A 16031-nucleotide genomic window follows, 5' to 3' on the forward strand; every position below is an offset into this window, starting at 1 on the left:
TATGTAGGCCTGGTCACGCCACCGCTAAATCACTCTTGAAAACTGCTGTAAACGCGCTTTCTGCCGCAAATAAGCGTCAAAGCACATGCAAATATTACGGATCAATAAGCGCCCTTTCGCTGTGACCTGCAACCCGGTGTCATTAATTGCCACCAGCCCGTCATCCACCAGCGGCGCTAATAAGCGCAAGTCCTCGGCAAAGTAGTCGCGGAACTGAATATCCCACGCATCCTCCACTGCCGCGAAGGCCAGACGGAAATTACAGATCAGCGCTTTGATCACATCACGGCGGATACAGTCATCGCGAGTCAACGCAATCCCGCGCCATAACGCGTTGCCGCTCTCATCGACTTGCTGATAGTAGAGCTTGAGCTCTTTCTGGTTTTGCGCGTAGCTGTCGCCAATCATGCTGATTGCAGAAACCCCCAGCCCCAGCAGATCGCTATCGCCTTGTGTCGTGTAGCCCTGGAAATTACGGTGCAGTACACCGTTACGCTGCGCCACAGCAAGTTCATCATCCGGGCGCGCAAAATGATCCATACCGATAAACTGATAACCTGACGTGGTCAGAGAGGTGATGGTTTGCTGCAAAATATCCAGTTTCTGTTGCGCAGAAGGTAAATCGGCATCTTTAATCTTGCGCTGTGCTGCAAATAGCGTCGGTAAATGGGCATAATTGAACACGCTCAGGCGATCCGGGTTCAACGCAGCGACGCGCTGCAGGGTGAAGGCAAAGCTTTCCGGTGTCTGTTTCGGCAAGCCATAAATCAGGTCGATATTCGTCGATGTAAAACCAATTTCGCGGGCATGATTGAGCAGCGCGAAAATAAACTCTTCATCCTGTTCGCGGTTAACCAGACGCTGAACCTCTTTATTGAAGTCCTGCACGCCCATACTCAGACGATTAAAACCTTCGCTACGCAGATGATCGAGAACATCCAGTTCAATTTCACGTGGATCGACTTCAATCGAAATTTCGGCATCATCATCAAAAGCAAAATGCCCGCGCAGCAGCGCCATCAGGCGGCTAATTTGCGTTTTATTCAGGTAAGTTGGCGTCCCGCCGCCCCAGTGAAGCTGGCTAACGCGGCGGGCTTTAAACAACGAAGCGCGGTGGAGTATTTCCTGCTCGAGCGCGTCCAGGTATTGATCGGCCTTATGCTGCTGGCGAGTGACAATCTTGTTGCAGCCGCAGAAATAGCACAGCTTGTGGCAAAAAGGGATGTGCACATACAGCGAAAGCGGGCGTTCAGGATAGCGCGCAACCGCCTGGCGAAAATCAGCTTCGCCGTAAGTGTCGGAAAACTCCAGCGCTGTGGGATACGAAGTATAACGCGGCCCGGAATAGTTATATTTCTGGATAAGGGCCAGATCCCAGTCAATCACATGCTCTGACATTGCTTACTCCTTCCGATGACGCCGCTGGCGGGTCCGGCGGCCCGGCCTGACCGCATGACGGGTCATAAGCCGGTTGCGCAGCCACACTTTGCGCTGCGACAACCGCTGTAGTTTAACGAATAACCACACCAGATAACATATAACCGGAAGGGTTATAAGCAGGACGGGAAGGCCCATAGCAAAGGATTAGTTGCCGCCTTTCAGCAGACGCATCATATCTTCCTTACGCTCTTCTTCTTCTTCGTCTTCTTCATCATCATAAGAGAGGCCGAGTTTCTGCATCAGTTCATCAATGCGATCCAGTTTGGCATCCACCCACGCTTGATCTTCAGCGCTCAGTGTTTCGCCCTCTTCCAGGCGTTCCAGCAGCGCATCCAGGCGCTCGTCCGTTTCCAGCATCTCCAACTCATCCTGCGGTGAAAGCATAGGTTTCTCGCTCTTAGGTTTGTGGTGCTTTTTAACCTGGGGTTCGGTCACGCCCAGTGGGATCGGTGTTTTGCTGCCAATGCGTGGATCTTTCTGCGACTTCCCTTTGCCGGAGCCCGAAGCGTCAGCGCCGCCGTTAGCACGGCTGCCGGAAACATTACCACGATGCTTTTTCTCACGCTTGCGATCGCGCCCTTCCTGATTCAATTCTTCACGTGTTTTACGGCGTACTTTGCCGCGCTGAGGGGTGGACGTTTTTTTCATGATAGTCGTCTTAAGTCGTTTTCTTCAGTATAGAATTGCGGCGGAATCTAGCAGAAAGCAAGCAAAGAAAAAAGGCGACAGAGTAAACTGTCGCCTTTTTTCTTGACCCTCAACCCATAACGGGTTCTACATTCCCTGTTCGCCGTCAACCAGCCCTGTTTTTCCGTTAGCGTGAAACGCTCCTTGTTGGGGTTCCTTTTCCTTTTAAAACGCCTCCTGCGTCTTGTCCTGTCTTCGCCTCCTGGCGCTCCCGACCCTCACTCCGTGAGTTATCCTTCCTTCTTTGGCTTCCAAGCCTGCGCATTACTTTACCCTTATGAAAAAAACTCACAAGCAGTTCAGTGCCTGACACCCGCAATTTAGGAAAATTCTTTAAAACCAACTTGTTGATTTAAAATGTATTACCCGTTTGAACACTCTGCAACTTCTCCGAAAATTCGCATAAAAAGAATGGCTAATCTCTTACATTGCGCGTAGTTATCACCTACAGCCGGGTTTCTGGCGAGAAAAACAGCCTTTTGCCGCAGTTCAGGTATAATCGCGGCATGCTTTGAAGATGGAGACGACCATTTTGACTAACTGGAATTACCAACAGACGCACTTTGTCACCAGTGCGCCTGATATTCGCCACTTACCCGCCGACACCGGCATTGAAGTGGCTTTTGCTGGCCGCTCCAATGCTGGTAAATCGAGTGCGCTTAATACTCTGACAAACCAGAAAAACCTGGCGCGTACCTCAAAGACCCCGGGACGCACGCAGCTTATTAACTTGTTCGAAGTCGCTGATGGCAAACGCCTGGTCGACTTACCAGGTTATGGTTATGCAGAAGTGCCAGAAGAGATGAAAATCAAATGGCAGCGCGCGCTGGGAGAGTACCTGGAAAAACGTCAGTGCCTGCAGGGTCTGGTGGTATTGATGGATATTCGCCATCCGCTGAAGGATCTCGATCAGCAGATGATCCAGTGGGCCGTTGAGAGCAACCTTCAGGTGCTTGTGCTATTGACGAAGGCCGATAAACTCGCCAGCGGCGCGCGAAAAGCGCAGTTGAATATGGTGCGCGAAGCAGTGCTTGCGTTCCAGGGCGATGTGCAGGTTGAAGCGTTCTCTTCCCTGAAGAAACAGGGCGTGGACAAACTGCGAGAAAAACTGGATAGCTGGTTCAGTTCCTTGCCACCGGTTGAAGAAACCGACAATTAATCCCTTCCATAGCGCGGCTCAGGCCGCGTTTTTTTATGCTGATTGCTTTTCTTACGCCCAATAAAAAACGCCCCAGTCATTACTGACTGGGGCGGCTAAATATTCAGCCAAATCCGATTACGTGAAGTAAAAGGTCTGAAAGATAGAACATCTTACCTCTGTACCCTACGCAAATAACTCTACTCTCTTTTTGGATCCGGAAAAAGCATTTTTTGTAATTTCTTTTCAAAATTTACATAGGGAATTCTAATGATTGTCACAAAACTCCCGGTGATTTGTTGCTTACTTACAAAAAAGCCCCTTATCCATCGCGCACTTAGTGCGCTTGATCCCAGTTTTGCCCGCTACCAACTTCCACCAGCAACGGTACGTCAAGGGTCGTGCTGCTTTCCATCAACTCATGGATCTTTTTCGACACCGCATCCACGTCATCTTTGTGCACTTCGAACACCAATTCATCGTGAACCTGCATGATCATACGCACGCGGGGCTTTTCTGTTTCCAGCCAGTGATCAACAGCGATCATCGCACGTTTAATGATATCCGCTGCAGTCCCCTGCATCGGCGCATTGATTGCCGCGCGTTCTGCCCCTGCGCGTCGCGCCGCATTGCTGGATTTAATGTCCGGCAAATAGAGGCGACGCCCTTCGAGCGTTTCAACATAGCCGCGATCTTTCGCCTGCGCGCGCGTACGCTCCATGTAATCCAGCACACCAGGATAGCGCTCAAAGTAGAGATCCATATACTTCTGCGACTCTTTACGTGGGATATTGAGCTGCCGCGATAAGCCAAAAGCACTCATCCCGTAAATCAGACCAAAGTTGATCGCTTTCGCACTGCGGCGCTGCTCATTGGTGACGCTTTCCAGCGGCAGACCAAAGACTTCCGCAGCCGTCGCACGGTGAATGTCTTTGCCTTCAGCAAAAGCAGACAGCAGGCCTTTATCCCGCGACAAATGGGCCATGATACGCAACTCAATCTGCGAGTAGTCCGCAGAGACAATCACAAAATCTTTCGGGGCGATAAATGCCTGGCGAATACGGCGACCTTCATCATTACGCACCGGAATGTTTTGCAGGTTGGGATCGGTAGAAGATAAACGCCCAGTCGCGGTGACAGCCTGGTGATACGAGGTATGGACCCGCCCGGTTTTTGGGTTGATCATGAGCGGCAGCTTATCAGTGTAAGTTGATTTGAGCTTGGCCAACCCACGATATTCCAGGATCACTTTTGGCAGGGGATAGTCCAGTGCCAGTTCTTCAAGCACTTCTTCGGACGTAGAAGGCGCCCCGCCAGGCGTTTTCTTCAACGGCTTAATGCCCTGCTTCTCAAACAAAATGGTCTGCAACTGTTTAGTCGATGAGAGGTTGAATGGCTCTTCAGCAATCTCATGGGCTTTTTTCTCCAGCTCTGCCAGGCGCAGGGTAAGCTCTTCAGAGTGCTTATGCAGCACAGCAGGATCAATGTTGACCCCGTTGCGTTCAATGCGCGAAATTACCGGCACCAATGGCATTTCAATACTCTGGAAAACGTTTAGCGGACCGGCGTGTTTTTGCAGTTCAGGCCACATCTTCAGATGCAGTTGCAACGTGACGTCTGCGTCTTCCGCCGCGTATCGACCTGCCTGTTCCAGATCGATCTGGTTAAAGGTGAGTTGGTTCTTGCCTTTGCCCGCGATCTCTTCAAACGTAATGGTTTTATGTTTCAGCCAGCGTTCAGAAAGACTGTCCATATCATGACGGCCTACTACGCTATCCAGCGTGTAAGACTCGAGCATGGTATCGAAAGCGATTCCACGCAGTTCGATGCCGTAGTTTTGCAACACACCGCGGTCATACTTCAGGTTCTGGCCTACTTTGATGGCTTTTTCATCTTCTAACAGTGGCTTGAGTAGCTCCAGCACGCGCTCACGGGCGATTTGATCCGGCGCATCGAGATAGTCATGCGCCACCGGCACGTAAGCCGCGATCCCCGGCTCGATGGCAAAAGAGAGCCCGACTAGGTTAGCATTCAGGTTGTCCAGACTGTCGGTTTCGGTATCGAAAGCAAACAGTGGCGCACTTTTCAACTTGCTGATCCACTGCTGCAACGTCTCCTCATCCAGAATGGTGACGTAACCCTCTGCCGACAGCACAGTCGCAGGAATATCGGCTTCGGCATCAATTTCGATAGTGTCCTGCGGTTTTGCCGCCGGTTTGGCTCCTTTTGCCTGCAACCATTTACCGGCTTCAACATCTACAATCCAGCGTTTGAACTCGTATTGCTTAAATAAGTTAAGTAGCGTGTCTGCTGCAGGTTGTTGAACTTCAAGCCGATCGCAAGTTAACTCCAGTTCAACATCCGTTTTAATGGTAGCCAGTTGATAGGAGAGGTAAGCCACCTCTTTGTTTTGCTCCAGCTTCGCTGCCATCGTTTTGGCACCGCGGAAAGTCAGACCGGCAATTTTATCCGACTGCGCATACAGCGTATCCAGGCCGCCAAGACCTTGCAGCAGCGCCTGCGCCGTTTTCTCGCCAACGCCCGGCACGCCAGGAATGTTATCTGAGGAATCCCCCATTAATGCGAGGAAATCGATAATCAATTCTGGCGGCACACCGTATTTAGTGACAACTTCATCAGGACCAAGAATGGTGTTAGTCATGGTATTGATGAGCGTAATATTTGGCGTTACCAGTTGCGCCATGTCTTTATCGCCGGTACTGATGAGCACCGGACGACCAAGTTTCTCCGCTTCGCGCGCTAACGTGCCGATCACGTCGTCAGCTTCTACGCCAGAAACTGCCAACAGCGGCAGCCCCATCGCTTTCACCATCGCGTGCAGGGGTTCAATTTGTGCGCGAAGATCGTCTGGCATTGGCGGACGATGAGATTTGTAATGCTCGAATAACTCGTCACGGAAAGTTTTTCCCTTCGCATCAAACACCACTGCAGCATGTGTCGGCTGATACTGCAAAATCAGGCTACGCAGCATATTCAGTACGCCGTACATTGCCCCTGTTGGTTCGCCTGAGCTGTTCGTCAACGGTGGGAACGCATGATACGCGCGATAAAGGTAAGACGAGCCGTCAACAAGGATGAGGGGGTTTTCGGGGATCTGCACCATGATGTCCATGCCTGTTAATCAATTTATGGTTAAAGGATGCCACAGACCGGGGCAAAACATGAATTTTTCACGGTATTTGCCGGAAAAGATTTCGCGATCGTCAGGATCGCTCGCACAATCATCCTGTGGATAACTTTGTGAATATTTTCTGGCTGACTGGATTTTTGTGCCTTCCTGAGGATCGGAAAATTATACAAATCATTTAAATTCAACAACATAAAAAGATTAGAAGGATCGTTATTGCTTTCTGAGGAAAATTTGCTCTATGTGGATATAAGAAAAGATGATTTGCTTTTCCCCCTCCTTCTTAACCCGATTGTGCCAGCAAGGTTTACGCATTCGTGGCTGCTGATTTCTGCTAAAATCGCGCCCCGCACTCACTTTGATGCGCGTTTCCGTTAACTGCCTGAATATATTAATTATGTCGAGATTGTTTGCCATACTCACGCTGATATTGAGTGTCTTGCTGGCCATATTGGTTACGATTGCGTGTTCCGTGCCCATTATCCTTGCCGGTATGCTTAAAATCGTATTACCGGTCCCGACGCTTTGGCGGGTAATCTCGACTTTCTGCAATTTTATGATGTATTGCTGGTGTGAAGGTCTTTCATGGCTGATGTACCTTAACCCACATCTCACATGGGATGTCGAAGGACTGGAAGGCCTGAATAAGAAGAACTGGTATTTACTGATCTGCAATCATCATAGCTGGGCGGATATCGTGGTGTTATGCGTGCTGTTCCGCAAACATATCCCGATGAATAAGTACTTCCTGAAACAGCAATTAGCGTGGGTACCGTTTATTGGCCTCGCTTGCTGGGCACTGGATATGCCTTTTATGCGCCGCTACTCCAGAAGCTATCTGCTACGTCATCCGGAACGGCGTGGAAAAGACGTGGAAACAACCCGTCGCTCCTGTGAAAAGTTTCGCCACCACCCCACCACGATAGTGAATTTTGTTGAAGGCTCCCGTTTTACCGAAGCGAAACGCAGTGAGTCACGCTCTTCATTTATCAACTTACTGCCACCCAAAGCCGCCGGGATCGCCATGGCGTTGAATGTACTGGGCACGCAGTTCGATAAGTTGCTGGACGTAACGTTATGCTATCCGGAAAACGACCGGAAACCGTTTAAGGATATGCTCAGCGGTAAACTGACCCGTATCGTAGTGCGTGTCAATTTGCTGCCGGTGAGTGAGGAACTGCACGGGGACTACGTGAATGATAAGAATTTTAAACGCGGTTTCCAGCAGTGGCTGAATAAACTCTGGGTGGAAAAAGACGAACTTATCGGGGCAATCAAGTCGCAATATAGAAACGCCGGTCACTGACCGGCGTTCTGTCTTTATTTTTTCTCGACCAGGTATTTCACCGTGTCTGCATATTGCTGGACGAAGATATCCATGCTGCTGGCATCCATACCTTGCGGGTTCAGCTGGTATTTGCCGTTAACAAACATAGCCGGCACGCCCTGCAGTTGCAGATCTGCTGCCGCTTTTTCCTGCTGTGCAACAAGCGATTTCACCACGAAGCTGTTCCAGGCTGCATCATACTCTTCACCCTTCACACCCGCGCTGATAAACACATCACGGATATCTTTAACGGATTGAACAGTCTGCGTTTTTTGAACAGCTTCAAACATGGGAGTTGTGATTTTATCTTCAACGCCCAGCGCCATCGCGACAGCCCAGGCCTGCGTCATTTCTTTACCCAGGGGCCCCAGGAATTCAACGTGATATTTGGTCATTTTGGTGCCTTCCGGCAGCTTTTGCTTCACCGTATCAGCCACATGCCATACGCGTTCGAAGTCGTAACAATGCGGGCAATAAAACGAGAAGAACTCAAGAACTTGCGGCTCGCCAGCGACGGGTTTCTCCAGAGCCACAAATTGCTTACCTTCGGTAAACTGAGCTGCTGAGGCGCTAAATGCCAGAATCATTCCTGCCAGCGCCAGCCAAATCTTCTTCATGGTTAACTCTCTCCATTTAATACATTGGGGTTAATGCTAAAGGTGGTTCTTGCAGAACATTCACCTGTTCAAGAAATATCAACGTCTGTCTGCGCCAGTGATCCTCACTGTTCAGCCACGGGAAGTTTTTTGGAAACGCAGGATCGTCCCAGCGACGAATAAGCCAGGCGAGATAGTACACCAGCCGCATAGCGCGCAGTGGCTCAATAAGCCCCAACTCGGCGGTGTTAAATTCGCTGAACTCTTCATAGGCCTCAACGATCATCTCTAACTGCATCCGCTGTTCAGCTTTATCGCCATGCAACAGCATCCACAGGTCCTGAACCGCTGGCCCTGTTCGGGCATCGTCCAGGTCGACAAACATCGGTCCATCACGCCAGAGGATATTCCCTGCATGGCAGTCGCCATGCAGGCGCAACAGGTTAAACCGGTTATGCCATTGTGCCATGACCGCATCGATAAGCTTATCGACCGCTCGCAGGAAGTCAGCTTTTAACGCAGCAGGGATAAGCGGGGTCGTTTCGAACAGCTGACGTGGCTCAATCAAATACTCCTTTACGCCAATGTCCGGGCGGTGGGAAAACGATTTTTTGGCGCCGGTTTGATGCAAACGGCCCAGGTATCGCCCAACCCACTCCATCTGGTCGAGATTATCGGCTTCGAACTGACGGCCACCGACACTGGGAAAGACGGCGAAATAAAAGTCCTGATACGTAAGCAAAGTGCGATGATGAAAGGCAAGCGGCGCGGCAACAGGCACATCGTCCCGCTGTAAATCTAATGCAAACTCATGCTCTTCAAGGATCTGTTCAGCCGCCCAGCGTTGAGGACGATAAAACTTCACGACATAACGGCAACGATCTTCATCCTGGAATTGGTAAACACGGTTTTCGTAACTGTTGAGTGCGGTTAGGCCGGAATCCACCCGGATCCCTTGCTCAAACAGCGCATCCATGATGGTATCCGGGTGTAGTGTCTGGAAAGTAAAGGCGTTGCAGGTCATCCTGGCATCCGAAAATACGACGAATGATTCAGGATATCATTTCGCAGCGTTTTCGGTGGCGCCGCTTACAAGCTTTTACTCTTTAATTACGCCACGCGCGCGCAGCAGCGCGGTCTTAAAATCTTCTTCGTAATCTTTCTGAATGCCGGGGATCACAGCATCTTTTGAGGAATCGCGCATTTTCAGGTGATAGATCAGAATGTCATCACTTAAATCCGCCAGTTCGCCGTCATAACCTGACTCTTGTGCCAGTTTCTGCAAAAATTGCAATAAATTCAGCTCAGGTTCTTTTTGCCATGCAGGCTGGAGAAGTTCGATAACTTCGTTCAGGCGTTTACATTTCATGGTCGTGCTCCTTACTCTTGGTACAGACACGTTAGCAGGGTCAATCCCACAATAAAAGAGGCGATACGGGTGACGGACAGTGGTGCGATAACCGGGGTGGTACTGGCGGGAGGGAAAGCTTCTCGTATGGGTGGGCAAGATAAAGGGTTATTGGACCTTAACGGTAAACCCTTGTGGCAGCATGTCGCGCAGCGACTGGCTCCGCAGGTGACCAGTATGGTGATCAGCGCGAATCGTAATCTGGATCTCTATGGTGCGAGTGGTTTGCCGGTCGTTAGCGACAGTCTGCGCGATTTTCCCGGGCCGCTGGCAGGGATCCTTTCTGTAATGCAGCAAACGGCGAGTGAGTGGTATCTGTTTTGCCCCTGCGATACACCTTATGTTCCTGATAACCTGGTGTCGCGCTTTCTGAAACAGCGTCGGCAAGCGCCAGTGGTATGGGTCCATGATGGCGAGCGCGATCATCCTGCTGTTGCCTTGATGCACAGAAGCATTTTACCTTTTCTCTATGATTATCTGACGCGTGGTGAACGCAGGGTTATGGTGTTTATGAAGGAGGCTGGCGGGCACTCTGTAGACTTCAGTGATGAGAAAACCGCATTTGCCAATGTGAACACCCCGGAAGACCTCGCCCGATGGCAGGAGAAATAACGATGATTCCCTTGCTCGCGATAGCCGCCTGGAGCGGTACAGGTAAAACAACGTTGCTTAAAAAGCTTATTCCGGCACTTTGTGAACATGGGATCCGGCCGGGTTTGATCAAACATACTCATCACGATATGGATGTCGATAAGCCAGGAAAAGACAGTTATGAATTGCGTAAAGCAGGTGCAGCGCAAACACTGGTGGCCAGTTCGCAGCGCTGGGCATTGATGACAGAAACACCTGATAATACGGAACTGGATCTGGCTTATCTGGTAAGCCGGATGGATACCTCAACGCTGGATATCATTCTGGTGGAAGGCTTTAAGCATGAAGCTGTAGCAAAGATCCTGCTTTGGCGAAAAAACTGCGGGCACAATCTGCAAGAACTCATATTGGATGAACATGTTATCGCCGTGGCCAGCGATGAACCTCTGGACCCGGGTGTTCCATTGCTTGATTTGAATGATATCGATCAGATTGCTGATTTTATCATGCGCTGGCTGCGACATGCCGGTTAGATTCATCGTTTACGGCGAGCAAATAGCAAAAAGGCCCGGTCTTGCGACCGGGCCTTCTGCTTTGTCTGATGCCTGGCAGTTCCCTACTCTCGCATGGGGAGACCCCACACTACCATCGGCGCTACGGCGTTTCACTTCTGAGTTCGGCATGGGGTCAGGTGGGACCACCGCGCTAGTGCCGCCAGGCAAATTCTGTCATCAACACACCTTCCGGTCTGTCAATCTAATCTGTATCAGCTGAAAATCTCTCTCACCGCCAAAACATCTTCGGCGTTGTAAGGTTAAGCCTCACGGTTCATTAGTACCGGTTAGCTCAACGCATCGCTGCGCTTACACACCCGGCCTATCAACGTCGTCGTCTTCAACGTTCCTTCAGGAGACTTAAAGTCTCAGGGAGAACTCATCTCGGGGCAAGTTTCGTGCTTAGATGCTTTCAGCACTTATCTCTTCCGCATTTAGCTACCGGGCAGTGCCATTGGCATGACAACCCGAACACCAGTGATGCGTCCACTCCGGTCCTCTCGTACTAGGAGCAGCCCCCCTCAATTCTCCAGCGCCCACGGCAGATAGGGACCGAACTGTCTCACGACGTTCTAAACCCAGCTCGCGTACCACTTTAAATGGCGAACAGCCATACCCTTGGGACCTACTTCAGCCCCAGGATGTGATGAGCCGACATCGAGGTGCCAAACACCGCCGTCGATATGAACTCTTGGGCGGTATCAGCCTGTTATCCCCGGAGTACCTTTTATCCGTTGAGCGATGGCCCTTCCATTCAGAACCACCGGATCACTATGACCTGCTTTCGCACCTGCTCGAGCCGTCACTCTCGCAGTCAAGCCAGCTTATGCCATTGCACTAACCTCCTGATGTCCGACCAGGATTAGCTGACCTTCGTGCTCCTCCGTTACGCTTTAGGAGGAGACCGCCCCAGTCAAACTACCCACCAGACACTGTCCGCAACCCGGTTTACGGGTCCACGTTAGAACATCAAACATTAAAGGGTGGTATTTCAAGGTTGGCTCCACGCAGACTGGCGTCCACGCTTCAAAGCCTCCCACCTATCCTACACATCAAGGCTCAATGTTCAGTGTCAAGCTATAGTAAAGGTTCACGGGGTCTTTCCGTCTTGCCGCGGGTACACTGCATCTTCACAGCGAGTTCAATTTCACTGAGTCTCGGGTGGAGACAGCCTGGCCATCATTACGCCATTCGTGCAGGTCGGAACTTACCCGACAAGGAATTTCGCTACCTTAGGACCGTTATAGTTACGGCCGCCGTTTACCGGGGCTTCGATCAAGAGCTTCTCCTTACGGATAACCCCATCAATTAACCTTCCGGCACCGGGCAGGCGTCACACCGTATACGTCCACTTTCGTGTTTGCACAGTGCTGTGTTTTTAATAAACAGTTGCAGCCAGCTGGTATCTTCGACTGGTTTCAGCTCCGTGAGCAAGTCACTTCACCTACGCACCAGCGTGCCTTCTCCCGAAGTTACGGCACCATTTTGCCTAGTTCCTTCACCCGAGTTCTCTCAAGCGCCTTGGTATTCTCTACCTGACCACCTGTGTCGGTTTGGGGTACGATTTGATGTTACCTGATGCTTAGAGGCTTTTCCTGGAAGCAGGGCATTTGTTGCTTCAGCACCGTAGTGCCTCGTCATCACGCCTCAGTGTTAAAGTGAACCGGATTTACCTGGAACACACACCTACACGCTTAAACCGGGACAACCGTCGCCCGGCCAACATAGCCTTCTCCGTCCCCCCTTCGCAGTAACACCAAGTACAGGAATATTAACCTGTTTCCCATCGACTACGCCTTTCGGCCTCGCCTTAGGGGTCGACTCACCCTGCCCCGATTAACGTTGGACAGGAACCCTTGGTCTTCCGGCGAGCGGGCTTTTCACCCGCTTTATCGTTACTTATGTCAGCATTCGCACTTCTGATACCTCCAGCATGCCTCACAGCACACCTTCGCAGGCTTACAGAACGCTCCCCTACCCAACAACACATAGTGTCGCTGCCGCAGCTTCGGTGCATGGTTTAGCCCCGTTACATCTTCCGCGCAGGCCGACTCGACCAGTGAGCTATTACGCTTTCTTTAAATGATGGCTGCTTCTAAGCCAACATCCTGGCTGTCTGGGCCTTCCCACATCGTTTCCCACTTAACCATGACTTTGGGACCTTAGCTGGCGGTCTGGGTTGTTTCCCTCTTCACGACGGACGTTAGCACCCGCCGTGTGTCTCCCGTGATAACATTCTCCGGTATTCGTAGTTTGCATCGGGTTGGTAAGCCGGGATGGCCCCCTAGCCGAAACAGTGCTCTACCCCCGGAGATGAATTCACGAGGCGCTACCTAAATAGCTTTCGGGGAGAACCAGCTATCTCCCGGTTTGATTGGCCTTTCACCCCCAGCCACAAGTCATCCGCTAATTTTTCAACATTAGTCGGTTCGGTCCTCCAGTTAGTGTTACCCAACCTTCAACCTGCCCATGGCTAGATCACCGGGTTTCGGGTCTATACCCTGCAACTTAACGCCCAGTTAAGACTCGGTTTCCCTTCGGCTCCCCTATTCGGTTAACCTTGCTACAGAATATAAGTCGCTGACCCATTATACAAAAGGTACGCAGTCACCCCATAAAGAGGCTCCCACTGCTTGTACGTACACGGTTTCAGGTTCTTTTTCACTCCCCTCGCCGGGGTTCTTTTCGCCTTTCCCTCACGGTACTGGTTCACTATCGGTCAGTCAGGAGTATTTAGCCTTGGAGGATGGTCCCCCCATATTCAGACAGGATACCACGTGTCCCGCCCTACTCTTCGAGCTCACAGCCTGTGTGCTTTTGTGTACGGGGCTGTCACCCTGTATCGCGCGACTTTCCAGACGCTTCCACTAACACACATGCTGATTCAGACTCTGGGCTGCTCCCCGTTCGCTCGCCGCTACTGGGGGAATCTCGGTTGATTTCTTTTCCTCGGGGTACTTAGATGTTTCAGTTCCCCCGGTTCGCCTCATTAACCTATGGATTCAGTTAATGATAGTGTGACGAGTCACACTGGGTTTCCCCATTCGGACATCGCCGGTTATAACGGTTCATATCACCTTACCGGCGCTTTTCGCAGATTAGCACGTCCTTCATCGCCTCTGACTGCCAGGGCATCCACCGTGTACGCTTAGTCGCTTAACCTCACAACCCGAAGATGTTTCGTAAAACATCATCAGTTGCGAAAATTTGAGAGACTCACAGAACAGTTCGCACTGTTCAGTGTTTCAATTTTCAGCTTGATCCAGATTTTTAAAGAGCAAATATCTCAAACATGACTCGCAAGCCAGTTTTGAGATATATCGGCAGGTGACTTTCACTCACAGACCAGCAAGTGGCGTCCCCTAGGGGATTCGAACCCCTGTTACCGCCGTGAAAGGGCGGTGTCCTGGGCCTCTAGACGAAGGGGACACTGAAGTCTCAATCGCAAGACGCCTTGCTTCTTACTTTTCATCAGACAATCTGTGTGAGCACTACAAAGGCAGGTTCTTTAAGGTAAGGAGGTGATCCAACCGCAGGTTCCCCTACGGTTACCTTGTTACGACTTCACCCCAGTCATGAATCACAAAGTGGTAAGCGCCCTCCCGAAGGTTAAGCTACCTACTTCTTTTGCAACCCACTCCCATGGTGTGACGGGCGGTGTGTACAAGGCCCGGGAACGTATTCACCGTAGCATTCTGATCTACGATTACTAGCGATTCCGACTTCATGGAGTCGAGTTGCAGACTCCAATCCGGACTACGACGCACTTTATGAGGTCCGCTTGCTCTCGCGAGGTCGCTTCTCTTTGTATGCGCCATTGTAGCACGTGTGTAGCCCTGGTCGTAAGGGCCATGATGACTTGACGTCATCCCCACCTTCCTCCAGTTTATCACTGGCAGTCTCCTTTGAGTTCCCGGCCGGACCGCTGGCAACAAAGGATAAGGGTTGCGCTCGTTGCGGGACTTAACCCAACATTTCACAACACGAGCTGACGACAGCCATGCAGCACCTGTCTCACAGTTCCCGAAGGCACCACTCCATCTCTGAAGTGTTCTGTGGATGTCAAGACCAGGTAAGGTTCTTCGCGTTGCATCGAATTAAACCACATGCTCCACCGCTTGTGCGGGCCCCCGTCAATTCATTTGAGTTTTAACCTTGCGGCCGTACTCCCCAGGCGGTCGATTTAACGCGTTAGCTCCGGAAGCCACGCCTCAAGGGCACAACCTCCAAATCGACATCGTTTACGGCGTGGACTACCAGGGTATCTAATCCTGTTTGCTCCCCACGCTTTCGCACCTGAGCGTCAGTCTTCGTCCAGGAGGCCGCCTTCGCCACCGGTATTCCTCCAGATCTCTACGCATTTCACCGCTACACCTGGAATTCTACCTCCCTCTACGAGACTCTAGCCTGCCAGTTTCGAATGCAGTTCCCAGGTTGAGCCCGGGGATTTCACATCCGACTTGACAGACCGCCTGCGTGCGCTTTACGCCCAGTAATTCCGATTAACGCTTGCACCCTCCGTATTACCGCGGCTGCTGGCACGGAGTTAGCCGGTGCTTCTTCTGCGGGTAACGTCAATGAATAAGGTTATTAACCTTACTCCCTTCCTCCCCGCTGAAAGTACTTTACAACCCGAAGGCCTTCTTCATACACGCGGCATGGCTGCATCAGGCTTGCGCCCATTGTGCAATATTCCCCACTGCTGCCTCCCGTAGGAGTCTGGACCGTGTCTCAGTTCCAGTGTGGCTGGTCATCCTCTCAGACCAGCTAGGGATCGTCGCCTAGGTGAGCCGTTACCCCACCTACTAGCTAATCCCATCTGGGCACATCTGATGGCAAGAGGCCCGAAGGTCCCCCTCTTTGGTCTTGCGACGTTATGCGGTATTAGCTACCGTTTCCAGTAGTTATCCCCCTCCATCAGGCAGTTTCCCAGACATTACTCACCCGTCCGCCACTCGTCACCCGAGAGCAAGCTCTCTGTGCTACCGTTCGACTTGCATGTGTTAGGCCTGCCGCCAGCGTTCAATCTGAGCCATGATCAAACTCTTCAATTTAAAAGTTTGATGCTCATCGAATTAAACTTCGTAATGAATTACGTGTTCACTCGTGAGACTTGGTATTCATTTAGCGTCCGGAGACGTT

11 protein-coding genes, 1 tRNA gene and 3 rRNA genes are annotated in these 16031 nt (G+C 51.2%); 4 read left to right on the forward strand and 11 right to left on the reverse strand.

Annotated features, from left to right (window positions below):
* Positions 1–24: 24 nt before the first annotated feature.
* Both hemN and yihI read right to left on the reverse strand, forming a co-directional pair.
* Positions 25–1398: an oxygen-independent coproporphyrinogen III oxidase gene (gene hemN / locus ACUY4S_RS22945; protein WP_458022939.1), complete on the reverse strand. Its 1374-nt coding sequence runs from the start codon at positions 1396–1398 to the stop codon at positions 25–27.
* 186 nt (positions 1399–1584) lie between these two features.
* Positions 1585–2091 carry a Der GTPase-activating protein YihI gene (gene yihI / locus ACUY4S_RS22950; RefSeq protein ID WP_458022964.1) on the reverse strand — a complete coding sequence of 169 codons (507 nt, stop codon included), beginning with the start codon at positions 2089–2091 and terminating at the stop codon, positions 1585–1587.
* Positions 2092–2659: 568 nt separating this feature from the next.
* On the opposite strand from yihI, the gene yihA reads away from it, so the two are divergent.
* Complete coding sequence (gene yihA / locus ACUY4S_RS22955; protein WP_312691565.1) at positions 2660–3286, forward strand: ribosome biogenesis GTP-binding protein YihA/YsxC; 627 nt, start codon at positions 2660–2662, stop codon at positions 3284–3286.
* A 103-nt stretch (positions 3287–3389) separates the two neighbouring features.
* On the opposite strand, the gene spfP is transcribed toward yihA, so the two are convergent.
* Positions 3390–3437, reverse strand: a complete 48-nt coding sequence (spfP, locus tag ACUY4S_RS22960) for a small protein SpfP (protein ID WP_071892919.1) — start codon at positions 3435–3437, stop codon at positions 3390–3392.
* A gap of 165 nt (positions 3438–3602) precedes the next feature.
* Positions 3603–6389 (reverse strand): DNA polymerase I, encoded by a 2787-nt coding sequence (polA, locus tag ACUY4S_RS22965; protein WP_458022938.1) that lies wholly within the window; start codon positions 6387–6389, stop codon positions 3603–3605.
* Positions 6390–6810: 421 nt separating this feature from the next.
* Between polA and yihG the strand changes: the two genes are divergently transcribed.
* Positions 6811–7719: a 1-acylglycerol-3-phosphate O-acyltransferase, YihG family gene (yihG, locus tag ACUY4S_RS22970; protein WP_505311340.1), complete on the forward strand. Its 909-nt coding sequence runs from the start codon at positions 6811–6813 to the stop codon at positions 7717–7719.
* A 14-nt stretch (positions 7720–7733) separates the two neighbouring features.
* Here the strand turns inward: yihG and dsbA are convergent, their stop codons facing one another.
* The 3 genes from dsbA to ACUY4S_RS22985 all read right to left on the reverse strand — a co-directional run bounded on the left by dsbA (position 7734) and on the right by ACUY4S_RS22985 (position 9705).
* Entirely contained in the window at positions 7734–8357 is a 624-nt protein-coding gene (gene dsbA, locus ACUY4S_RS22975; RefSeq protein WP_458022936.1) for a thiol:disulfide interchange protein DsbA, read from the reverse strand.
* A gap of 16 nt (positions 8358–8373) precedes the next feature.
* The gene (locus tag ACUY4S_RS22980) at positions 8374–9360 is read right to left on the reverse strand and encodes a serine/threonine protein kinase (RefSeq protein WP_458022935.1); all 987 of its coding nucleotides are present in this window, start codon (positions 9358–9360) and stop codon (positions 8374–8376) included.
* Positions 9361–9435: 75 nt separating this feature from the next.
* Entirely contained in the window at positions 9436–9705 is a 270-nt protein-coding gene (locus ACUY4S_RS22985) for a YihD family protein (RefSeq protein WP_312691476.1), read from the reverse strand.
* Positions 9706–9831: 126 nt separating this feature from the next.
* On the opposite strand from ACUY4S_RS22985, the gene mobA reads away from it, so the two are divergent.
* Both mobA and mobB read left to right on the forward strand, forming a co-directional pair.
* Positions 9832–10356, forward strand: coding sequence for a molybdenum cofactor guanylyltransferase MobA (gene mobA, locus ACUY4S_RS22990; protein ID WP_458024275.1), 525 nt, complete (start codon positions 9832–9834; stop codon positions 10354–10356).
* A gap of 2 nt (positions 10357–10358) precedes the next feature.
* Positions 10359–10868, forward strand: a complete 510-nt coding sequence (gene mobB, locus ACUY4S_RS22995; protein ID WP_312691474.1) for a molybdopterin-guanine dinucleotide biosynthesis protein MobB — start codon at positions 10359–10361, stop codon at positions 10866–10868.
* Positions 10869–10938: 70 nt separating this feature from the next.
* On the opposite strand, the gene rrf is transcribed toward mobB, so the two are convergent.
* From rrf to ACUY4S_RS23015, 4 genes are all read right to left on the reverse strand, one after another.
* Positions 10939–11054: ribosomal RNA gene (gene rrf / locus ACUY4S_RS23000) — 5S ribosomal RNA — on the reverse strand.
* Positions 11055–11145: 91 nt separating this feature from the next.
* Positions 11146–14051: ribosomal RNA gene (locus ACUY4S_RS23005) — 23S ribosomal RNA — on the reverse strand.
* A gap of 191 nt (positions 14052–14242) precedes the next feature.
* A tRNA-Glu gene (locus ACUY4S_RS23010) sits at positions 14243–14318 on the reverse strand.
* 85 nt (positions 14319–14403) lie between these two features.
* Positions 14404–15943, reverse strand: a 16S ribosomal RNA gene (locus tag ACUY4S_RS23015).
* Together the 16S, 23S and 5S rRNA genes with 1 tRNA gene alongside form the textbook arrangement of a ribosomal RNA operon.
* Positions 15944–16031: the final 88 nt, after the last annotated feature.

The sequence above is a fragment of the Kosakonia beeri genome (assembly GCF_054165705.1).